The 17,977-nt window shown below is 61.6% G+C and carries 15 protein-coding genes; 6 read left to right on the forward strand and 9 right to left on the reverse strand.

All coding sequences use genetic code 11. The annotated features are described in order from the left end of the window. Positions 1 to 464 precede the first annotated feature (464 nt). Genes NPS56_RS23560 through NPS56_RS23575 form a run of 4 tightly spaced genes read right to left on the reverse strand, consistent with a single transcriptional unit; the run spans position 465 to position 6,100 of the window. Positions 465 to 1,919 (reverse strand): curlin, encoded by a 1,455-nt coding sequence (locus tag NPS56_RS23560; RefSeq protein WP_274076849.1) that lies wholly within the window; start codon positions 1,917 to 1,919, stop codon positions 465 to 467. A gap of 27 nt (positions 1,920 to 1,946) precedes the next feature. Next, positions 1,947 to 2,408 carry a curlin gene (locus NPS56_RS23565; RefSeq protein WP_274076850.1) on the reverse strand — a complete coding sequence of 154 codons (462 nt, stop codon included), beginning with the start codon at positions 2,406 to 2,408 and terminating at the stop codon, positions 1,947 to 1,949. Positions 2,409 to 2,468: 60 nt separating this feature from the next. Then, entirely contained in the window at positions 2,469 to 4,718 is a 2,250-nt protein-coding gene (locus NPS56_RS23570; protein ID WP_274076851.1) for an Ig-like domain-containing protein, read from the reverse strand. A gap of 35 nt (positions 4,719 to 4,753) precedes the next feature. Further along, a complete protein-coding gene (locus NPS56_RS23575) occupies positions 4,754 to 6,100 on the reverse strand; it encodes a hypothetical protein (protein ID WP_274076852.1) in 1,347 nt (448 codons plus the stop codon). A 290-nt stretch (positions 6,101 to 6,390) separates the two neighbouring features. Here NPS56_RS23575 and NPS56_RS23580 point away from each other — a divergent pair, with 290 nt between their 5' ends. From NPS56_RS23580 to NPS56_RS23595, 4 genes are all read left to right on the forward strand, one after another. Next, positions 6,391 to 7,839 carry a sensor histidine kinase gene (locus NPS56_RS23580; RefSeq protein ID WP_274076853.1) on the forward strand — a complete coding sequence of 483 codons (1,449 nt, stop codon included), beginning with the start codon at positions 6,391 to 6,393 and terminating at the stop codon, positions 7,837 to 7,839. Between the two features lie 185 nt (positions 7,840 to 8,024). Beyond that, positions 8,025 to 9,101 (forward strand): SCO family protein, encoded by a 1,077-nt coding sequence (locus tag NPS56_RS23585; protein WP_274076854.1) that lies wholly within the window; start codon positions 8,025 to 8,027, stop codon positions 9,099 to 9,101. 100 nt (positions 9,102 to 9,201) lie between these two features. Beyond that, entirely contained in the window at positions 9,202 to 10,683 is a 1,482-nt protein-coding gene (locus tag NPS56_RS23590; RefSeq protein ID WP_274076856.1) for a sensor histidine kinase, read from the forward strand. Continuing rightward, positions 10,652 to 12,082, forward strand: coding sequence for a sigma-54-dependent transcriptional regulator (locus tag NPS56_RS23595; protein WP_274076857.1), 1,431 nt, complete (start codon positions 10,652 to 10,654; stop codon positions 12,080 to 12,082). Before NPS56_RS23590 ends, NPS56_RS23595 begins: the two co-directional genes overlap by 32 nt. A 51-nt stretch (positions 12,083 to 12,133) precedes the next feature. Here the strand turns inward: NPS56_RS23595 and NPS56_RS23600 are convergent, their stop codons facing one another. The 4 genes from NPS56_RS23600 to NPS56_RS23615 all read right to left on the reverse strand — a co-directional run bounded on the left by NPS56_RS23600 (position 12,134) and on the right by NPS56_RS23615 (position 14,971). Further along, positions 12,134 to 12,514, reverse strand: coding sequence for a hypothetical protein (locus tag NPS56_RS23600; RefSeq protein WP_274076858.1), 381 nt, complete (start codon positions 12,512 to 12,514; stop codon positions 12,134 to 12,136). 220 nt (positions 12,515 to 12,734) lie between these two features. After that, positions 12,735 to 13,316: a hypothetical protein gene (locus tag NPS56_RS23605; RefSeq protein ID WP_274076859.1), complete on the reverse strand. Its 582-nt coding sequence runs from the start codon at positions 13,314 to 13,316 to the stop codon at positions 12,735 to 12,737. Positions 13,317 to 13,430: 114 nt separating this feature from the next. After that, a complete protein-coding gene (locus NPS56_RS23610) occupies positions 13,431 to 13,835 on the reverse strand; it encodes a hypothetical protein (RefSeq protein ID WP_274076860.1) in 405 nt (134 codons plus the stop codon). Positions 13,836 to 13,918: 83 nt separating this feature from the next. Then, entirely contained in the window at positions 13,919 to 14,971 is a 1,053-nt protein-coding gene (locus tag NPS56_RS23615; protein WP_274076861.1) for an AraC family transcriptional regulator ligand-binding domain-containing protein, read from the reverse strand. Between the two features lie 71 nt (positions 14,972 to 15,042). On the opposite strand from NPS56_RS23615, the gene NPS56_RS23620 reads away from it, so the two are divergent. Beyond that, positions 15,043 to 15,966 (forward strand): LysR family transcriptional regulator, encoded by a 924-nt coding sequence (locus NPS56_RS23620; protein WP_274076862.1) that lies wholly within the window; start codon positions 15,043 to 15,045, stop codon positions 15,964 to 15,966. A gap of 6 nt (positions 15,967 to 15,972) precedes the next feature. Here the strand turns inward: NPS56_RS23620 and NPS56_RS23625 are convergent, their stop codons facing one another. After that, positions 15,973 to 16,896 carry a LysR family transcriptional regulator gene (locus NPS56_RS23625; RefSeq protein WP_274076863.1) on the reverse strand — a complete coding sequence of 308 codons (924 nt, stop codon included), beginning with the start codon at positions 16,894 to 16,896 and terminating at the stop codon, positions 15,973 to 15,975. Between the two features lie 97 nt (positions 16,897 to 16,993). Here NPS56_RS23625 and NPS56_RS23630 point away from each other — a divergent pair, with 97 nt between their 5' ends. After that, entirely contained in the window at positions 16,994 to 17,833 is an 840-nt protein-coding gene (locus NPS56_RS23630; RefSeq protein ID WP_274076864.1) for an AraC family transcriptional regulator, read from the forward strand. Positions 17,834 to 17,977 lie beyond the last annotated feature (144 nt).

Consider the following 17,977-nt stretch of genomic DNA (forward strand, 5'->3'; position numbering starts at 1 on the left):
GAGCTGGCTTGCCAGCGAAGCAGCCCGATAGAGCAGCACCAGACTCAAGGCCGCCTTCGCTGGCAAGCCGGCTCCTACAAGGTATATGTCGCGCACGAAACCACGGTAGAGGCATATTTTTGTAGGAGCTGGCTTGCCAGCGAAGAGGCCCGAAAGACTCGCACCAGACTCAAGGCCGCCTTCGCCGGCAAGCCGGCTCCTACAAGGTATATGTCGCGCACGAAACCACGGTAGAGGCACGTTTTTGTAGGAGCTGGCTTGCCAGCGAAGAGGCCCGATAGAGCAGCACCAGACTCAAGGCCGCCTTCGCCGGCAAGCCGGCTCCTACAAGGTATATGTCGCGCACGAAACCACGGTAGATACAGGGTTGTGTCGTCCCAAAATTGAAGGTTTGAGCGCATATCTGCAGGCGTAAAAAAACCGCGACCCTCCCTCAAGGGCCGCGGCTCTTTCACCCCATGCAATTACTTCTGCAACACAGTCGCACTGTTAGCCGTACCAAACTGCTGCACATTCGCCGTCTGTGTCATCCCGCTCTGATTCACGCTGGTAATGTTGCCAGTCCCCCCCTGGGTCACATACGCCACGTTCATGGTGTCCGCCTGCTTGATGGTGATCATGTTGTCTTCGCCATACAGCTGTGTGGTGAACGCCTGGTTGCCGGTGCCTTCCTGGTCGATGTTGGTGGTGTTGTTGGTGCCGGTGCTGCTGCCCTGGGTCAGGTTGTTGGTGCCGCGCTGGTCGGCGATGAGGATGTTGTCGGTGCCGTTCTGGTCGAAGTACAGCTCGTTGTAGGTATCGGCCTGGCTGACCGTGGTCTTGTTGCCGGTACCGGCCTGGTTGGTGGTCATGATGTGGCCGGTGTTTTTCTGGGTGAAGTTGGCGACGTTGCCGTTGCCGTTCTGGTTGACGGTGGCGCGCTGGTTGCTGCCGAACTGGCCGCCCATTTGCGTGACCGGGCCTTTCCAGTTGCTGGCGTAGACCTTGTTGTCGTTGCCTGTGGAAGTGGCATTGAGCACTTGGCCGGTGCCGGTCTGGTAGGTGAAGTGGATGTTGCCGACGCCCTGTTGATTGAGCGTCACGGTCGAGCCCAGGGACTCGAACTGGTCGGCATAGATCGCGTTGAGGTCGCCGACCTGGATCACCTGGGCCACGTTGTTGTCGCCGAAGCTCTGGTCGACGATGGTTTCGTTGGTCTGGCCGTTCTGGTCGATGGTGGTTCTGCTGGCGACCTGGGTGTCCTGCCAGACTTCACTGCCGTTACCGTCGCCATACTGGTTGATGGTCAGGTTGCCGCCTTCGCCGTAGCGCTGGTCACCGTAGGCATAGTTGGTGCCGCCGGACTGATTGATGTCGATCTGGCCGTTCATGTGGTTGATCTGTTCGGCGGTGGCGTAGTTGGCAGTGCCGTACTGGATGATCACCGCGTTGTTGGCCGTGCCCAGCTGGATCTGTTCGATGTTGGCTTCGTTGCTGTCGCCATACTGGTAGGTTGTGCCGGAAGAGTTTTCCTGGCTGTCCTGGTAGATGAACGAGAAGTTACCGGTGCCTTCCTGTTGCTGCAGGATCTGGCCACCGCCGAACCCGATCGACTGGCTGGCATGGCTGGTGTTGGTGGCACCGGCCTGGTTCTGGATGATGGTGCTGTTGTTCTCGAACAGTTGCTCGGCGTAGCCGGCGTTGTAGTTGCCGCTCTGGTTCTGCTCGATGGTGCTGGTGGCGGTGTCCTGCACGGCGGCCGCATCGTTGCCCGCACCCGACTGGTTCTGGGTGGCGGTGCTGAGCGGTGCCGAAATCTGCTTCACATCGGCGATGTTGGTGTCACCGAACTGGTTTTGGGTCGACACGCTGTCGTCGGCCAATGCTTGAGCACTGACGATGACCAGGATGGCGGCGGTGAGGGGCGTCAATTTGAACATGATGAAACCTCCAGGTGGTGCAGTGCTTTAGCGATACTGGGTGACCGATACGCTCATTCCATTTCCTGCCTGGGTCACAGCGCTTTGCTGACCCGTGCCGGCCTGGACAATGCTGGCGTCGTTGTTGTTGCCGTTCTGGGATATCTGCGCGCGGTTGTGGCTGCCGGTTTGGGTAATGGACGCGGCGTTGCCGGAACCTTGCTGGTTGATCAATGCCATCAGGTCGCTGCCTTGCTGCAGGATGTAGGCTTCCTGATTGCTGCCCGACTGCACGATCTGGCCGAGCAGCGACTGGCCGTTCTGTTGCAACAGCGCGACGTTGGCCTGGCCGTTCTGGTCGATCAGGGCTTGCTGGCCGACCGGGGGTGGCAGCTCGCCGAGGTCGGCGCCGGGCGCCAGGTCGTCGTTCTCCATCAAGTCGTCGGCACGCACGCCCGCGCTGCTGCAGAGCAGAAGCAGGCAGAGCAGGGCGGCGGTCGGCGTTTTCATGGCGTTGTCCTTTGGTTAGAGGCTTGCCCCATCAACCACTCTGGCCGATGGGGCGAGGGCTCAGTTCGAGATCACCTGCACCGTGCGCACAGTGCCTTGGGACGAGGTGATGGTGGCTGTCGGGTTCGCCGACGGAATCACCGTGGTCGAGTTGCTGACGGTCAACCTCCAGCGACCGGTCAGTGGCACCGTGGTGCTACCCAGGGTCACCAGCCCGGTCGGCGTGGTCACCTGGACGGTGATGGTGTTGCCGGTGGTCACCGATGAAGTCCCCGAGAAGTCCCAGTTGAAGCGGTTGTTGGAACGGGCCGTCACCGTGGCTGCCGTGACCGCGAAGTTTTCCGCGGCTGGCCGTGGCGAGACTTGCACCGTGACCGTGGCCGGTGTCGTCGACTGGGCGCCGAAGCTGTCCCGGGCGAAGTAGGTGAAGGTCGTGGTGAACGCCGTGGTGACCGTGGCCGGAGGGTTGTAGGTCAGGACGGTGCCGTTGCTGGTCACCGAGCCGCGAGTGGCCGGTGGTTGGGTGAAGCTGGCGATGGCGAGCGGCACGTTGGCCTCCGGATCGGTGTCGTTGGCCAGCACGTTGATCGGGATCGACACACCCAGGGTCGCAATGGCGTCGGCGACAGCCACCGGAGGCTGGTTAGGCGCCACGGTGATGGTCACGGTCGTCGCAGCGGTCGCGGCCAGGCCTTTGGCGTCTTGCGCCTTGTAGGTGAAGGTCGTGGTCAGTGGAGCATTGACCACCGCTGGCGGGGTGTAGACGATAGCTGTGGTGCCGCTCAACGCCACGGTGCCCTGCTCGGCGGCCGGTTGAGTCAATGCCGTGATGGTGAGTGGGGTGTCGCCGTCCGGGTCGTCGTCGTTGGTCAGCACGTTGAGGGTGATCGGTACGCCGAAGGTGGTGCTACCGCTGTCGGCAACGCCCACCGGTGCCTGGTTCTCACCGGTATCCGGTGCCGTACCGACGACCACCACGGGCTCGGTATCGTTACCGCCCGAAGCCGATTTGATGGTCACGGTGGCCGGTGGCTGGGACAGGTCGGCGACGGTCAGGCGTTGCAGGGTACCGGACTTGGTCAGCCGTCCGTAGCCCTGGGCAACCATGTCCGGCACCACCACTTCGTCAGACGAGGTGGCTTCGATCAGCAGGCTGCGATTGTCCCAGCTGTAGCGCGCGGTCTGGACTTTCACCACGTCGGAGACTTTGCTCGATACTGCCGTCGGCCGGGTGGTGCCACTCGGATCGGTAGCAGTGAGCACCACCACCGGAGGCACGGTGGTACCCGTCAGGCGATGGCCGAAGAACAGACCGGTGTTGTCGCCGAGCATGCTGGTCAGGCACGGCGTCTGTGGTGGGCCGGGAACCAGGGCCACGGTTTCACGGAAGCACAGGCTCGATCCGTTGACCGATTTGCCGAACACTTCTACCCGGGTACTGCTGGTGCCCGGACCTGTAGACGTGCGGCGGTAAGTGGCGCGGCTAATTTCCGCCGGGGTTTGCGCACGGCTGTCGAGGACCTTGCCGGATACGGTGAAGAGGTTGGTCTGGATAGTCCCGGCCGGACCCTGGATACGCAGGAAGTTGGTGTTGTTGGGGCTGCCGGTGACGGCCTCTGTAAGGTTCGGATCGCCGACAAAAGTCTCGATGGCGCCGGTGTCCGGGTTCACTTCGGTGTACGGTCCGTTGACGCTGCGCAGGAATGGCCCGACCTCCCCGTTGAGGGCACCGGAGAAGTTGCCCGGTGCGCCGATGCCGATGTCACGGGTGATGTTGATTGCCCGACGGCCCGGTGCGGTGACGTTGACCGTTTCCACGCCGTACGGGTGGGTGATGGTGTAGACACCGGCCACTGGCACGTTCACCCGCAGACGAATCCGCGCGAAACTTGCCTGGTCGCCGTCGATAGGGTTCTCGGACGCGAATGCCGCTTCGATCCCGGCGACGTAGGCATCCACGCCGTAGCCGCCGACATCGTTGATGCTGGTCTCGGCGAGGTACCAGAAGGTTTCCGGTGGCCAGTTATCCGGGAACACCATCGGCAGGGTGTCGTCATAAACTCCGGGTTCCGGATTCAGGATGCACATGTAGGCAGGCGCGCCGGGAGCGCCAGGTGACCGCGAACTCGTCGCCCGCGACTGGCACAGTTCCAGCGACAGCAGATTGTTGTCCTGATACCACATGGGGAATTTCCCCGTGGCAAAGGTGTAGGGGCCGGGGTCGACGGCAGCGAGTTGCGCGAATGCACTGCCGGACAACGATAGAGTCAGTCCCAGGGCGTTGAGCGCCAGGCGTGGCAATTTGTTCATGATGCCTCCTGATGAGGATCTGGGCATATGTGCGTTCATTGCACGACGACCACTTCTTCGGTATCGCTGCCGCCATTGGATGACGTCACTCGAACCTTGGCCGGTGGAATCGGCGTGATGCCGGTCGACAGGGATTTCACTGCACCATCGCCACTGAGAGAGCCGATGGCGACCCCGGTGCCGGAGGTGGCGGTAAGGACCGGTGGCGATGTTTCATCGCTGGTCGAGGCCACGATGGTGATCTGCCCGCTGCTCAGGCTGTACTGGGCCTGTGAGATCACCACCAGGTCGGTCAGCGGCAGGGACAGCGTGGTCGGCGTGCTGGTGGGAATGGCCAGGTGATTGTCGGCGGTTACCACAAGGGTGCTCGGTAACGTCGGGTTGGTGGCGGACTGGGCGTACCAGTGGCCGGTGGTGTCGGCTTCGGTCAGGTTCAGCACCGGGCTGTTGCTGTCCAGGGTCACGGTGGCCGGTGGCGGTGGCGCCATCACGAACACATCCTGTTGCGCCACCGGTGCGCTTTCACCGGCTTTACGGGAGTACGTGCTGCGCTCGGCAATGATCGGAGTGGGGCGGACTACCGTCGACAACTTGCCGGAAATGGTCATCACCGTCGTGCGCAAATCCAGTCCATTAGGGCCTTCAATGCGGATGTAGTTGGTATTGAAAGGGCTGCCGGTGAAGGCCTCGGCCAGGTTTGGATCGCCGATGAATTGATCGGGCGCACCCGTGACCGGGTTGATCTCGGTGTAGGGACCGTTGACGCTGCGCAGGAACGGACCAATGTCACTTCTGAGCGCGCCGTCGTAGGTTTTCGGCGAGCCGATGCCGATGTCGCGAGTCATGTTGATCGCGCGGTCTCCACCTGCGGGAACGTCAAATATGTCGACGCCGTAGGGGTGGGTGATGGTGTAGACACCGGCAGTGGGCACATCGACCCGAATGCGGATTCGGCCAAAACTGACCTGGTCGCCTTCTTTCACCTCTTCCGCGGCGAAGGCGGCTTCGATGGCACTGACAAAAGTCAGGTCGATGCCCCGGGCTGCATCCACGATTGAGCCCTCGCCGGTAAACCAGAACGTTTCATCGGGAAAGTTGCTTGGGAAAACGATGGGCTGCGTGTCGTCGAAAACGCCGGGAGCCGGATTCAAAACGCACATGTAGGTCGGCGCGCCGGGTGCACTTGGAACCCTGGAACTGACAGCTTTTGACAGGCATAAGTCGAGGGTTCGGCCATGCGTGTCCTGATACCAGGACGCGAAGCCACCGGTGGCTGGCAGGTAAGGGCCAGGATCTACAGCAAACAACGCGGCCTGGGCAGAACCTTGGGCCAGCGCACTCACGATCAGGGCGATCGCGCTTTTGGACAGTAAAGGGTGCATGAGTATTCCCTCTATCAGAGTACCTGCCCCTTGGATATGGGTCAGTTGGGAGGTCTTCGGCAACTCCCATGCCAACCGTCGAAAATGTCGGTGCGAGGCCCGGTACACAGGCGTTTGCGACGCGCTCGCGGATGGAACGGCAAATGCCCGGGCGGGCCTCTTTCCCCAGCATTGGGGGTAGATCGGGGCAGCGGGGGGAGTGGGGAATAGGGGGAGGGGCAGGACCCGGGAACGGGCAAACGGCGAGTAGTGCGCTATAAACCTATAGGGGTTTTGCGGGAACACTGTCCATGACCATGCTTGCAAAGACACTGGCGTCCGACCAGGGCGAGATTCGCTTGAGCTCACGCAAACAGCCGTTCAATCTGCTGCGCTGGTTTTCGCTCATCAGCATGGCGGTGATCGGCACGGTGGCGGTGGCGCTGGGCTCGGTGTCGACCAAATTCGTGATAACCGAAAGCGTGCAGCGCGATGCCCTTCTGACTTCGCAATTCATCCAGGCGATTGCCTCCGCCGAGGTGCGCCATGTGTCGATTCCCAATGTGCGGACCATGGGCGAGCTGCTCGACCCGCGCAAGGACCGGGACTTTCCCGACGTCGACCCGCTGGCCCGGGCCAACGCCCGGGGCGAATTCCTCGACCACATCGAACATTTGCCGGATGTGATCCTGGCCAACATCTACGCCCCCGACCGCATGATCATCTGGTCGACCAACCCGGCCCTGATGGGCACCACGATTCACGCCGACGAAGACCTCGACCAGGCCTTCGCCTCGAAGACCCCCGTGTCGGCCAGCTATCACGATGTCGACCAGGCTCGCATGGAACAGAAGTTCATCACGCCGCCGGAATACATCTTCATCGAAAACTACATTCCGCTGTTCGATGCCGAAGGCAAGAACGTCACGGCGATGGTCGAGATCTACAAGGAACCCAAGGACCTGATCAACCGCATGGAACGCGGCCTGGTGCTGATATGGCTGGCCACGGCCCTGGGCGGCGGCCTGATCTACCTGGGGCTGTACTGGATCGTGCGGCGGGCGGCGAACCTGCTGGCGACGCAACAGAAGCAACTGATCACCAACGAAACCTTCGTCGCCCTGGGCGAGATGTCGTCGGCCGTTGCCCACAGCCTGCGCAATCCCCTGGCGACCATTCGCTCGAGCGCCGAGCTGGCACTGGAGTTCGACAGTGGCCCTGCGCACAAGAACATCAACGACATCATCGGCCAGGTCGATCGCATGTCGAAGTGGGTGCGGGAGTTGCTGCAGTCCCTGCGGCCACTCAATGACGACGTCGAGCCGGTCAACCTGGTGTCGGCGCTATACGACAGCCTCGCTGCGTTCGAGCAACAGATCGTCAAGGCCCGGGTCAATGTGCTGTTCGAACCCATAGGCACGCCGATGGTGCTGAGCCAGCAGGTGCAGCTGACGCAGATCCTCAACAGTTTGCTGGCCAATGCCCTGGAGGCCATGGACGAAGGCGGAACCCTGACCATCGCCATGGCGCCCATCGATGCCCAGAATGTTCGCGTGGTGGTGAGCGATACCGGCAAAGGCATGACCGAGGAGCAGCGGCGCATGGCGTTCCGCCCGTTTTTCACTACCAAGCAAGGCGGGCTCGGTGTCGGGCTGGTGCTGGTCAAGCGCATCATGGAACGATTTGGCGGGACGGTGGCCCTGGACAGCCGCGAGGGCGAGGGCACCCGCGTCAGCCTGACGTTCAAACGCGTCCCCTGAAAATGGGTGTGAAATTTCCCCGCTAGCGGGTGCCATTCCCCAGTCGCCATTCCCATCGTGGCAAAGTGATGTCGATAAGCCATTGTTTTATAGAATGTTAATGCCTTTGTATAAAACAGTTACAAGTTTGGCCGGCTCTTTGCACTAGCCCCATCACCCCCTTCATACGTTAGAGGCGGCTGGTGATGGATACCGCACGTACGCAAGCCCTGGGCATGCACCTGGTGCTGATATTGGTGACGGGCCTGCTGGCCAGCCAGCTGCTGGTCGCCAGCCAGACACCGTCGACACCCGTTCCGGTAGCCGGCGAATCCACCACGCCGTGGGGTAGCGACTATTTCCCCAACACCCTGCTGACCGACCAGGACGGTCGGCAGGTGCATTTTTTCGATGACCTGATCAAGGGCAAGGTGGTGGTGATCAATTTCATCTTTACCTCGTGCAGCGACTCCTGCCCGCTGGAAACCGCGCGGCTGCGCCAGGTGCAGAAACTGCTCGGCGACCGGGTCGGCAAGGACATCTTCTTCTACTCCATCAGCATCGATCCCTTGAGCGACACCCCCGGGGTACTCAAGGCCTATGCGCAACGCTTCCAGGTCGGGCCGGGCTGGCAGTTCCTCACCGGCGAGTTCGGCGACGTCACCGAGTTGCGGCAAAAACTCGGGCTGTTCATCGAAGGCGTCGACAACGGCCGCAGCAAGGACCACAACCTGAGCCTGATCGTCGGTAACCAGCAAACCGGTCGCTGGATGAAAGCCTCGCCCTTCGAGAACCCGTGGATCCTGGCCGACCAATTGGCCAATACCTTGCATAACTGGAAACAACCGAGCATGGGCGAAAGCTACGCCAATGCGCCCGAGATTCGCCCGCCGAGCAACGGCGAAGAATTGTTCCGCACCCGTTGCGCGTCGTGCCACAGCCTCGGCCCGTTGGACGGGCAGGGCATCGGCATGCGCAGCATCGGTCCGGATCTGGTCGGCGTGACCCGCCAGCGCGATCCGGCCTGGCTGAGCCGCTGGATCCGCGAGCCCGACCGCATGCTGGCCGAAAAAGACCCGATTGCCATGGAGCTGTTCGAGCGCTTCGACAAGATCCCGATGCCCAACCTGCGCATGGATGAGCACTCGGCGCAGTCGATCATCGAGTTCCTGCAGGAAGAAACCGAGCGCCAGCAGCCGTTGCTCACACCTCTGGTCATCGACGCCGAGGAACCGCAGCACCAGCACGCCGTCGCCGCGCCCGACATGGCGCGAGTGCAATAGTGGCGAAATAGCTTTATCGGGCAGTCTGTGACGGTCAATGCCACCTACACTGATCGGGAATGCGGCTGAAAACGCTTGTCTCAAGCTACCAGGACATCCCATGCAGATACTGCAATCAACGCCGGATACGCCGGCAGCAGAGGTCAAGGATTGGCGGCCGCCGTTCAATCTGGTGCGCTGGTTTTCCGTGGCGAGTTTTTTCATCATTGCCGGCGTGGCATTGGGCCTGGGCTACATTTCCACGCGTTTCGTGGTCGAGGAGAGTATCGAGCGCGACTCCATGCTGACCGCGCAATTCGTGCAAGCCATGGGCGCCGCCGAAATTCGCCATGCCGCGATTTCGCCGAACCGCACCATGGGCGAAATGCTCGACCCGCGCGCTGACGCCGCCTATCCGGACGTCGACTCGGGCGCCCGTACCGCTTCGCGCATCGAGTTTCTTGATCATGTCGAACACCTGCCAGACCTTCTGCTGGCCACGGTGTACGCCATGGACCGCACCGTGGTCTGGTCGACCAACCCCGAGCTGGTCGGTGTGCGCATCGACAATGACGAGGAACTGGACGAGTCCTTCGAAATGAAGGAAGCGGTGTCCACCAGCTACCACGAGATCGACGACGAACGTCCTGAGCAACGCTTGCTGCATGACCCCCAGTACCTGTTCGTCGAGAACTACATTCCAATGTTCAACGCCGACAAAAGCAAAGTGGTTGCCATGGTCGAGATCTACAAGGAACCGGTGGACCTGATAGCGCGCATCCAGCGCGGGTTCAAGGCGATCTGGCTGACCACATTGCTCGGCGGCGCGGTGATCTACCTGGGGTTGTTCTGGATCGTGCGCCGTGCGGCCCTGCTGTTGCATAGCCAGCAGAAACAGCTGGTCGCCAACGAAACCTTCGTCGCCCTGGGGGAAATGTCCTCGGCGGTCGCCCACAGCCTGCGCAATCCGCTGGCCAATATTCGTTCCAGCGCCGAAATGGCCCAGGAAATCGCCAGCCAGCCCGCGCAGAAGAACATCGGCGACATCATCGGCCAGGTCGATCGCATGTCACGCTGGGTCCGTGAGTTGCTGGTGTCCTTGCGCCCGGTCAACGACGATCAGGAAAGCGTCGACCTGGTGCTGGCCATCGACGACACCTTGAGCGCCTTCGCCCCACAGATCCAGCGCTCGAACGTCGAGGTGCGCTTCACGCCCAGGACGGTGCCACCGGTCGTCAGCCAACAGGTGTTGCTCACACAGATTCTCAATAGTCTGTTCGCCAACGCGCTGGAAGCCATGCCCAAGGGCGGCGTACTGAGTATCGACATCGAAACACCGGCCCCCGATCAGGTGTGCATGGTCCTCAACGACACCGGCAAGGGCATGACCAGGCAGCAACAGAAAATGGTCTTCAAGCCGTTCTTCACCACCAAACAGGGAGGGTTGGGCGTGGGCCTGGCCCTGGTCAAAAGAATAATGGAGCGCTTCGAAGGCTCGGTCGAACTGACCAGCCAAGAGCAGGAAGGAACCCGCGTCTGTCTCAATTTCAAAGTGGCAACGGGAGGGGAATATGGAGCACAGCATACTGCTGGTCGAGGATGATGAGCTGCTCGCGGAGAATATCCAGACTTACCTGGAGCGCAAGGACTTCGAAGTGACCGTCTGCCACTCGGCCGAAGACGCGCTGTCGCAGTTGAGCACCTTTCTTCCGGATGTGGTGCTGACCGACAACTCGTTGCCGGGCATGAGTGGTCACGACCTGATCCAGAAGCTGCGCATCAGCGCGCCGGATCTGAAAGTGATCATGATGACCGGCTACGGCAACGTCGAAGACGCCGTGGTGGCGATGAAAGAGGGCGCGTTTCACTACGTGACCAAACCGGTGGCGCTGCCGGAGCTCAAGCTGCTGCTGGACAAGGCCCTGGCCACCGACCGGATGGAGCGCACACTGTCGTTCTACCAGGAGCGCGAGGCGCAGAAATCAGGGGTGCAGGCATTGATCGGCGAATCGGCACCGATGGTCTACCTCAAGGGCACCATCGCACAGTTGCTTGACGCTGAGCGGCGCATGGCCAACACCGATTTGCCGCCGGTGCTGGTGGAAGGCGAGACCGGTACCGGCAAGGAACTGGTGGCGCGGGCGCTGCATTTCGACGGTCCGCGCAGCAAAGGCCCGTTCATCGAGTTCAACTGCGCCTCGATTCCTTCCAACCTGGTGGAGTCGGAGCTTTTCGGCCACGAGAAGGGCGCCTTCACCGATGCCAAGGACCGTCGCCTGGGGCTGGTGGAAGCGGCCGACGGCGGCACCCTGTTTCTCGATGAAATCGGCGAAATGGACCTGATTCTCCAAGCCAAACTGCTGAAGCTGCTGGAAGACCGGACCATCCGCCGGGTCGGTTCGGTGAAAGAGCGCAAGGTCGACCTGCGGGTGATCAGCGCCACCAACTGCAACCTCGAGCAAATGGTCCAGCAGGGCAAGTTCCGCCGCGACCTGTTCTTCCGCCTGCGCATCATTTCGATCAAGGTGCCGCGCCTGTATGCCCGTGGCGAAGACATCCTGCTGCTGGCCCGGCACTTCCTGGCGACCCATGGCAAACGCTACGGCAAGCCGCACCTGCGGTTTAGCGAGCAGGCCGAGGAACTGCTGCTCAACTACACCTGGCCGGGCAACGTGCGCGAACTGCGCAACATGCTCGAGCAGACCGTCTTGCTGGCGCAACACGACACCATTGCCGCCCACCAGTTGAACGTCTGCCTGAGCCTGGTGGACGAGCCGGCGATGTTTACCCATGAGCTGCCACCGAGCGAACCGCGCGCGGCCTATAACGGCAACGAATCGATGAACCTGCCGGAAGTGGAGCGCGACATGGTGCGCAAGATGCTCGACAAGACCGACTGGAACGTCACAAAGTCCGCGCGGCTTTTGGGCCTGAGCCGCGACATGCTGCGCTACCGGATCGAGAAGCTTGGCCTGGCGCGGCCGGACAAGCGTCAGTGGTAGAGGAGCAGCTGTCAGTTTGCAGCCTCAAGCTGCAAGTCAGGGGCGGCCTTGTTACAAGGCCGGGCTCGGGTTGCTGAGGCAGGCGAGCATGCAGGTCGGGTCGAGGACCTCCTGGTTCACGTAGACGCCGTGTTCGGCGTCGTAGGTGCGAATGAACACGCGCACGGTGGTATCGGCGACCGTTGGCAATCGGGAATCGGAGAATACGTGCTCGCTCGACACCGGGGTGAAGGTCTGGGGCGATGTCGGGATGTACGATCCCGGCGGCACCGTGCTCAGGGACGGAGGCGCCGGATGGGCAAAGGGCTGGTCCGCGCCGTAGTAGTTGAATTCACTGCTGGATTCTTCGGTTTGCATCGCACTGTCATCCGCCTGGGCGCTGCTGGCAGCCAGGCACAGGGCAAGTAACAGCGTGGGTACGGTTGTGTTCATGGCAGCACCTGCGGCATCGGTTTTCGCGCGTTTCCCCAAGGTCATTAACTATAGCGTTCCCGTGGGCGAACGTCGGTGGTGCGCGCTTTACAAAAACGCAACACGGCGGCGGTGGGGGCCTGACAGCCGCCCCATCCACCTGTAGGAGCTGCCGCAGGCTGCGATCTTTTGATCTTGCTGTTAAAAAGCAAAGTCAAAAGATCGCAGCCTGCGGCAGCTCCTACGTGAGCTCCAGCCGGTCCAACGCATAATCCTTCCCGGCCAGGGTCAGTTCAAAAGTGGTGGTGCCGAACGTACCCCGTGTCACTTTTTGCCTCACAAGACCTTTGACCTGGAGTTGCTTTAGACCGGTTTCAACTTCCGACGTACTGAGTGAGACAAGTTTGCAAACCGAGCTCAGGTTCGCAATTTTTCTGAAGCTCGCGTGATAGGCCAAAGCTTCCATCAGAATCGTTTGGTCATCTGTCAACTGGGGGAACTGAGGGTTGTTCTTTTTGTAAATTCTTCGCTCTAACTCGTGTAACTCACCGTAAGCTCCATCAGTGATGCGGGCGTAGTAAATCGCAACAGACAGAGTGCTGATCAAAATCGCGATAATCATCAGCAGCGACCAGTTCGGTATTGGCGTTTCCAGCCATAGCCATTCCCAAAAAACTGGCAGCCAGCCCGTGGTATCGGCCAGCAACGTCAGGTCGAAGTGAGTGTCGAGCAGCTTCATGGCGGCCCAGGCGACAAGGAAAATTCCGGCCGAGCCGGCCATGACCTTGAACGTGAACGGGGAAGGCTTCCCTTGTGCTGCCATGCTGCTCGTCTCAAGTGCAGAAACAGGTCTTGTCAGCATAGCAGTGGAAAGTGGCCCTCTCAGGGGCCCGCAAGGGAGAAACAGGAGAAATGTCGTCTGGTGTGTTTGCAGTCCTTAAAATAGCCGGGTGATCTCATTCAAGATCCGATCCTGGGTTTGAGTACTTGGCCTTTGGCGGTAAGCCACTGCAAAAAAAGCAACGCCTTCGTAGTCGCAGCGAATCGAAAAAGTCATGCCTTCACGCAACCCGTAGACTGATCTTTCTCCTGCTTCAACAAAATATCTCGCTTTTGCAAGCGCCGCCCTGGCGTGCTGCAGACAGCCAGCTTGAGTCAGTGAATGTTGTAGCCAACTGGTCGTGACTCGCACAGACGAAGTCTCGCTGTCATCGATAGGGGGGCGAGTGATTTCCTTAGGTGCATTGTACTTCTCGTCGCTGGTACAAGCGGTCAGCCCCATTGTGATAACGCACAGTAAAAAGCCATAACGAACGCTCGAATGCTGCAGTGGATTTCGCATCGTGGGGCGCACCTGTGACGATCTGCAATGAATGAAGTGGCTACTAACGTAATAGCGGGTTTCTGATCTTTTGCTAGTTACGCTCAGTCATTGCGACACAACCCCAGCCGCCCGCGATAGACCCCAGGCGCACACCCCAGCCACCGCAAGCACGCCCGGTTGAAGCTCTGCACGTCGCTGTAGCCCAACCGGTCGGAAATCTCGACCAGTTCCAGGTCCGCCTCCTGTAGGAAATCTTCGGCGCGGCAGCGGCGGTACTCGTCCAGCAACTCGGAAAAACTCCAGCCCAGGGACTTCAAGCGCCGGGCCGCGGTGCGTTCGAGCATGTGCTGGCGGGTGCAGAACTGCTGCCAGTGGGCGACGGCGAGTTCAGCGATCACGTAGTCGCTGACCTGCTCGAGCAGGGTCGGCTCACTGTTGCGCCGGGTTTGCTCCAGCAATTCCACGAGGGTCTGTTCCAGCTCATGGTTACCGGGGGTGAGCGCGGTGACGAACAGCTGTGGATCGAGGTGAATCGCATACTGTGCCATCCCCCAGCGTACCGCTACCCGGAACGCTTGCTCGTGGTCCTGGGCGTTGGCCGGACAGGCGCCGACCAGGCTGACCGCGAGGATCGGGTCACGCGCCAGGCCGCTGGCGAGGAATTTTCGACGCAGCATGCTGCACAAGCTGATGAGGATGTAGTCGGCGGTCGCCGCACTGGCCTTGACGCTGCCGGCCTCGAGCAGGCGCAGCTCGACGCCGTCCTTGTCGCGTACCACCTGTGCTTGGAAATGCCCGTTGAAAAACGGAAAGAACCGCACGAAATATTGGCAGGCGCTGTCCAGGGACGCCGCGACGTCGAACAGGTAAGTCAGGCCGTTGGTGGCGGTGGACACGAAGCGTCGACCCGCCGCCAGGCCGATCAGCGGGTCGCCGGTCTGCTCCAGTGCAAACGCCCAGAAGCGCCGCGACAGGAACAGCGGCACTTGCATGAACGGCGTGCGCAACTCGAACAGGCTGCGCCGGAACAGGCCTTCGATAGCCTCCCGGGCAACGCCGCGTGCCAGCAGTTCTTCGATGGCCGGCAGCAGGGTCGGGGCATAGAACGCATTGGGCAAAGACTGAGGCTGCAATGGCTGATCGCTTTTTGTCATGTAGGGCTCACAGCTTGAATCAAGTCACTGGTTAGGCTGCCTGACGTTAAGCGATTTGCCGGAGCAAGACCATGCTTGATTTACGCCAGCTCGACCTGAACCTGCTGCTCGCCTTCGATGCGATCTACCAGCAGCGCAGTGTCACCCGTGCCGCCGAGGTGATGTGCCTGTCGCAACCGGCCATGAGCAACGCATTGCGCCGCCTGCGTGAGTTGTGTGGCGATCCGCTGTTCATCAAGAGTCGCCTGGGCGTGACCCCGACGCTGGTCGCGCACCGCCTGGCCGACTTCGTGCGCGCCGCCCTGGAGTCCTTGCGCGAGGGCTTGCGCATGATCCCCGCGGCGCGGCAAAACAATCCGCTGCTGCGCATCAGCTGCCTCGATTGCCTGCAACCGGTGCTGCTCGATGCACTGCTCGAGTCGCCCCATGCCGATTGGCAAGTGCGGTACTTCCAGCCGCGGCGGCGCGATGCCTTGCAGGAGCTGGCGAGCGGCAAACTCGACATCCTGATCGACCTCGACCAACCGCTGGCCGGGCTGGCCGGCCTGCACAAGCAAGTGCTGCCCGCCGATCATTATGTGTTCGCCTTTGGCGCCGCCCTCAAGGACCCGCCCCGCACCCTCGAGGCCTATCTCCAACAACCGCAGATCCAGGTGTCCAGCCGCCGCGACGGCCTCAGCCCGGTGGACCTGCGGCTGGGCTTGAAAGGTATGCGCCGGACCCTGGCGATGAGTACGCAAAGTACCCTGGCCGCGCGCCTGATAACCGATCGCCAGCCGTTCGGCATGAGTCTGCCGAGCCGCGTTGCCAGTGCACTGGGCTTGCAGCAAGTGCCGTTGCCGCTGGAGGAACCGGTGGAGCTGAAACTGGCGTTGTACATCGAATCGCGCTATCGCTTCGAACGCAGTCGCGAGGAGGCGGTGCATTGCCTGCTGCGGGCCTTGGGTGAGCCGCGGGCGGTGCAGGCGCAGCTGGCGTTGTCGCGCCGTGCCTGATGCGATTTACCCCGAAACCGCCGCCAGCAAACGCTCGTCGACCTGCATGATCGCCTCGACCATCGCCAGCGCCGCCGGCGTCAGGGAATAGCCGACGCGACTGACGATGCCGTAATGCAGGAGCAACCCGGGGTCGTCGCTGGGCACGTCGACAAAGTCCAGCAGCCGAATCAGCCCCTGGTCGACCTGTTCGGCGAGGGCTTCCATGGTGGCGATGCCCACCGCGTCGGAGCGCCTGACCACGCGGCAGATGGCGTCGAATTGCGCGCATTCGACGCTGGGGTTGAAGTCGGGTTCGCCCTGCACGTCGGCGAGGATCTTGCGGATCATCGGCGGGATGCGCGTACCGACCACGGCATAGTCGAGCAGGGCACGCAGCGACAGGTCCTGGCGGTTGGCCAGGGGGTGATCGATGCGACAAAAGAAGCGTCCGCGTCGTGGCCGCAGCAGTTGGACCTGGTATTGCGGATCACCGGTGAAGTAGCGCGAATCGGCGACCAGGAACTCGATCTGCTGCTCGCGCAACCACACCGCCAATTGCTCCCAGTCGCCGAGATGAAAACGGGTGCGGATCGCCGGGTGCGCCTGGATGAATTGAGCCAGGGCTTCGGGCACCAGCAGTTGCGCCGGGTAAGGGCCACTGCCGAAGTGCAGTTCGCCGCCGGTCAGACCGTTGTATTGGGTCAGTTCGTTGTGCAACGCCTGGCTACCGGCAAGTAGACGCCGTGCGTGCTGCAGCACCAGTTGGCCCTGGCCGGTCAGGCGAAATTCGCGACTGCTGCGCTCCACCAGTGCGCAATCGAGGTCCCGTTCCAGGGTCTGGATGCTGCGGCTGAAGGCCGGCTGGCTGAGGTTGATCGCTTCGGCGGCGCGACCAAAACTTCGGTAGTCGGCCAGTGCGACGAGGTGGCGAAGTTGTCGAAGGTCCATCATGCGTCTCCTGCATTCAGCGGATACTTTTAATGCATTGGATCGATATCACAGAGACTGGCATAAGTACACGCCTGCCTTTCAGATTCCGTGCGCCATGACCACTGAAACCTTCGCCTCCAGTGCATTCACCCGCACCATTCTCAGCCATGCCCAGCGTTCCGGCCTGTGCCAGGAACAGCTGCTGCAACGGGCCGGGATCTGTCTGTCTCTGCTGGAGGGGCAAGGCTTGCGCGTTCCCGCGCACCTGGTCGAACAGCTGTGGCACGAATGCGAGCGCCAGGGCGCCGGGGCCACTTTTGGCTGTGAACTGGTCAACGGCATGGCCACCACCAGCCTGCAAGGCTTGAACATACTGCTCGATTCCGCCACGACCCTGCGCGCCAGCCTCGCCTGCTTCACCGAGTTCCTGCCCCGTGTGACCAACCACGTGCAGGCGCAACTGGAGGAGGTTGACGGACAGGCTCGCTTGCACCTGCGCGCTGCTCAGCAATTGCCGCATTTTTTCGGACTGGATGCGGCCACCTTGACCCTCGTGCGCAACATCGCCCGCCGACTCGGGCGGGCACCGGGCGAGGTGTTCCTGGGTGTGACCTTGACCCCGCAGCAGGCGGCCGGTGAGTGGTTGCGCAGTGTCGGCATCGAAGTCTCACAGGGATCGCATCCGCGCCTTGATGTTCCGCTGGCCATTCTCGACGAACCCCTGCTGGGCGCCAATCCGTTCCTGCACCAGAGCATGTTGCGACACTGGCAGACTGAAGCCGCGCAACATGTCCGCAGCGACAGTCTGGAGCTGGCGCGGCATTGGCTGACGGCGGGGGATCAGCCCATAGAGCGGATTGCCGAACGCCTTGGCTATCGGCAGCCAAGTAATTTCATAAGGGCATTTCGCAAGCAGTTCGGGATTACGCCGAAGCAGTTTCGGTTGGGGTTGTAGGGGCTCGCGGTGAGGCGATCCGACCTGGCGAGGGCTCTGCTTTCGGCCGCCTTCGCTGGCAAGCCAGCTCCTACAGTGGATCGGGTGCGGCCTTGGGGCATGCGGCGGTTGTGAGGCCGTCATCGCCGGCAGGCCGGCTCCCAC

It is taken from the genome of Pseudomonas putida, assembly GCF_028682635.1.
Classification (GTDB): domain Bacteria; phylum Pseudomonadota; class Gammaproteobacteria; order Pseudomonadales; family Pseudomonadaceae; genus Aquipseudomonas; species Aquipseudomonas putida_AE.

Excerpts from the sequence above, each read along its gene's own strand:
- NPS56_RS23595 (WP_274076857.1), top strand. The coding sequence starts at position 10,652 with ATGGAGCACAGCATACTGCTGGTCGAGGATGATGAGCTGCTCGCGGAG.
- NPS56_RS23575 (WP_274076852.1), bottom strand. The coding sequence starts at position 6,100 with ATGCACCCTTTACTGTCCAAAAGCGCGATCGCCCTGATCGTGAGTGCG.
- NPS56_RS23630 (WP_274076864.1), top strand. The coding sequence starts at position 16,994 with ATGACCACTGAAACCTTCGCCTCCAGTGCATTCACCCGCACCATTCTC.
- NPS56_RS23580 (WP_274076853.1), top strand. The coding sequence starts at position 6,391 with ATGACCATGCTTGCAAAGACACTGGCGTCCGACCAGGGCGAGATTCGC.
- NPS56_RS23610 (WP_274076860.1), bottom strand. The coding sequence starts at position 13,835 with ATGCGAAATCCACTGCAGCATTCGAGCGTTCGTTATGGCTTTTTACTG.
- NPS56_RS23565 (WP_274076850.1), bottom strand. The coding sequence starts at position 2,408 with ATGAAAACGCCGACCGCCGCCCTGCTCTGCCTGCTTCTGCTCTGCAGC.
- NPS56_RS23620 (WP_274076862.1), top strand. The coding sequence starts at position 15,043 with ATGCTTGATTTACGCCAGCTCGACCTGAACCTGCTGCTCGCCTTCGAT.
- NPS56_RS23590 (WP_274076856.1), top strand. The coding sequence starts at position 9,202 with ATGCAGATACTGCAATCAACGCCGGATACGCCGGCAGCAGAGGTCAAG.
- NPS56_RS23560 (WP_274076849.1), bottom strand. The coding sequence starts at position 1,919 with ATGTTCAAATTGACGCCCCTCACCGCCGCCATCCTGGTCATCGTCAGT.
- NPS56_RS23600 (WP_274076858.1), bottom strand. The coding sequence starts at position 12,514 with ATGAACACAACCGTACCCACGCTGTTACTTGCCCTGTGCCTGGCTGCC.
- NPS56_RS23615 (WP_274076861.1), bottom strand. The coding sequence starts at position 14,971 with ATGACAAAAAGCGATCAGCCATTGCAGCCTCAGTCTTTGCCCAATGCG.
- NPS56_RS23570 (WP_274076851.1), bottom strand. The coding sequence starts at position 4,718 with ATGAACAAATTGCCACGCCTGGCGCTCAACGCCCTGGGACTGACTCTA.
- NPS56_RS23605 (WP_274076859.1), bottom strand. The coding sequence starts at position 13,316 with ATGGCAGCACAAGGGAAGCCTTCCCCGTTCACGTTCAAGGTCATGGCC.
- NPS56_RS23625 (WP_274076863.1), bottom strand. The coding sequence starts at position 16,896 with ATGGACCTTCGACAACTTCGCCACCTCGTCGCACTGGCCGACTACCGA.
- NPS56_RS23585 (WP_274076854.1), top strand. The coding sequence starts at position 8,025 with ATGGATACCGCACGTACGCAAGCCCTGGGCATGCACCTGGTGCTGATA.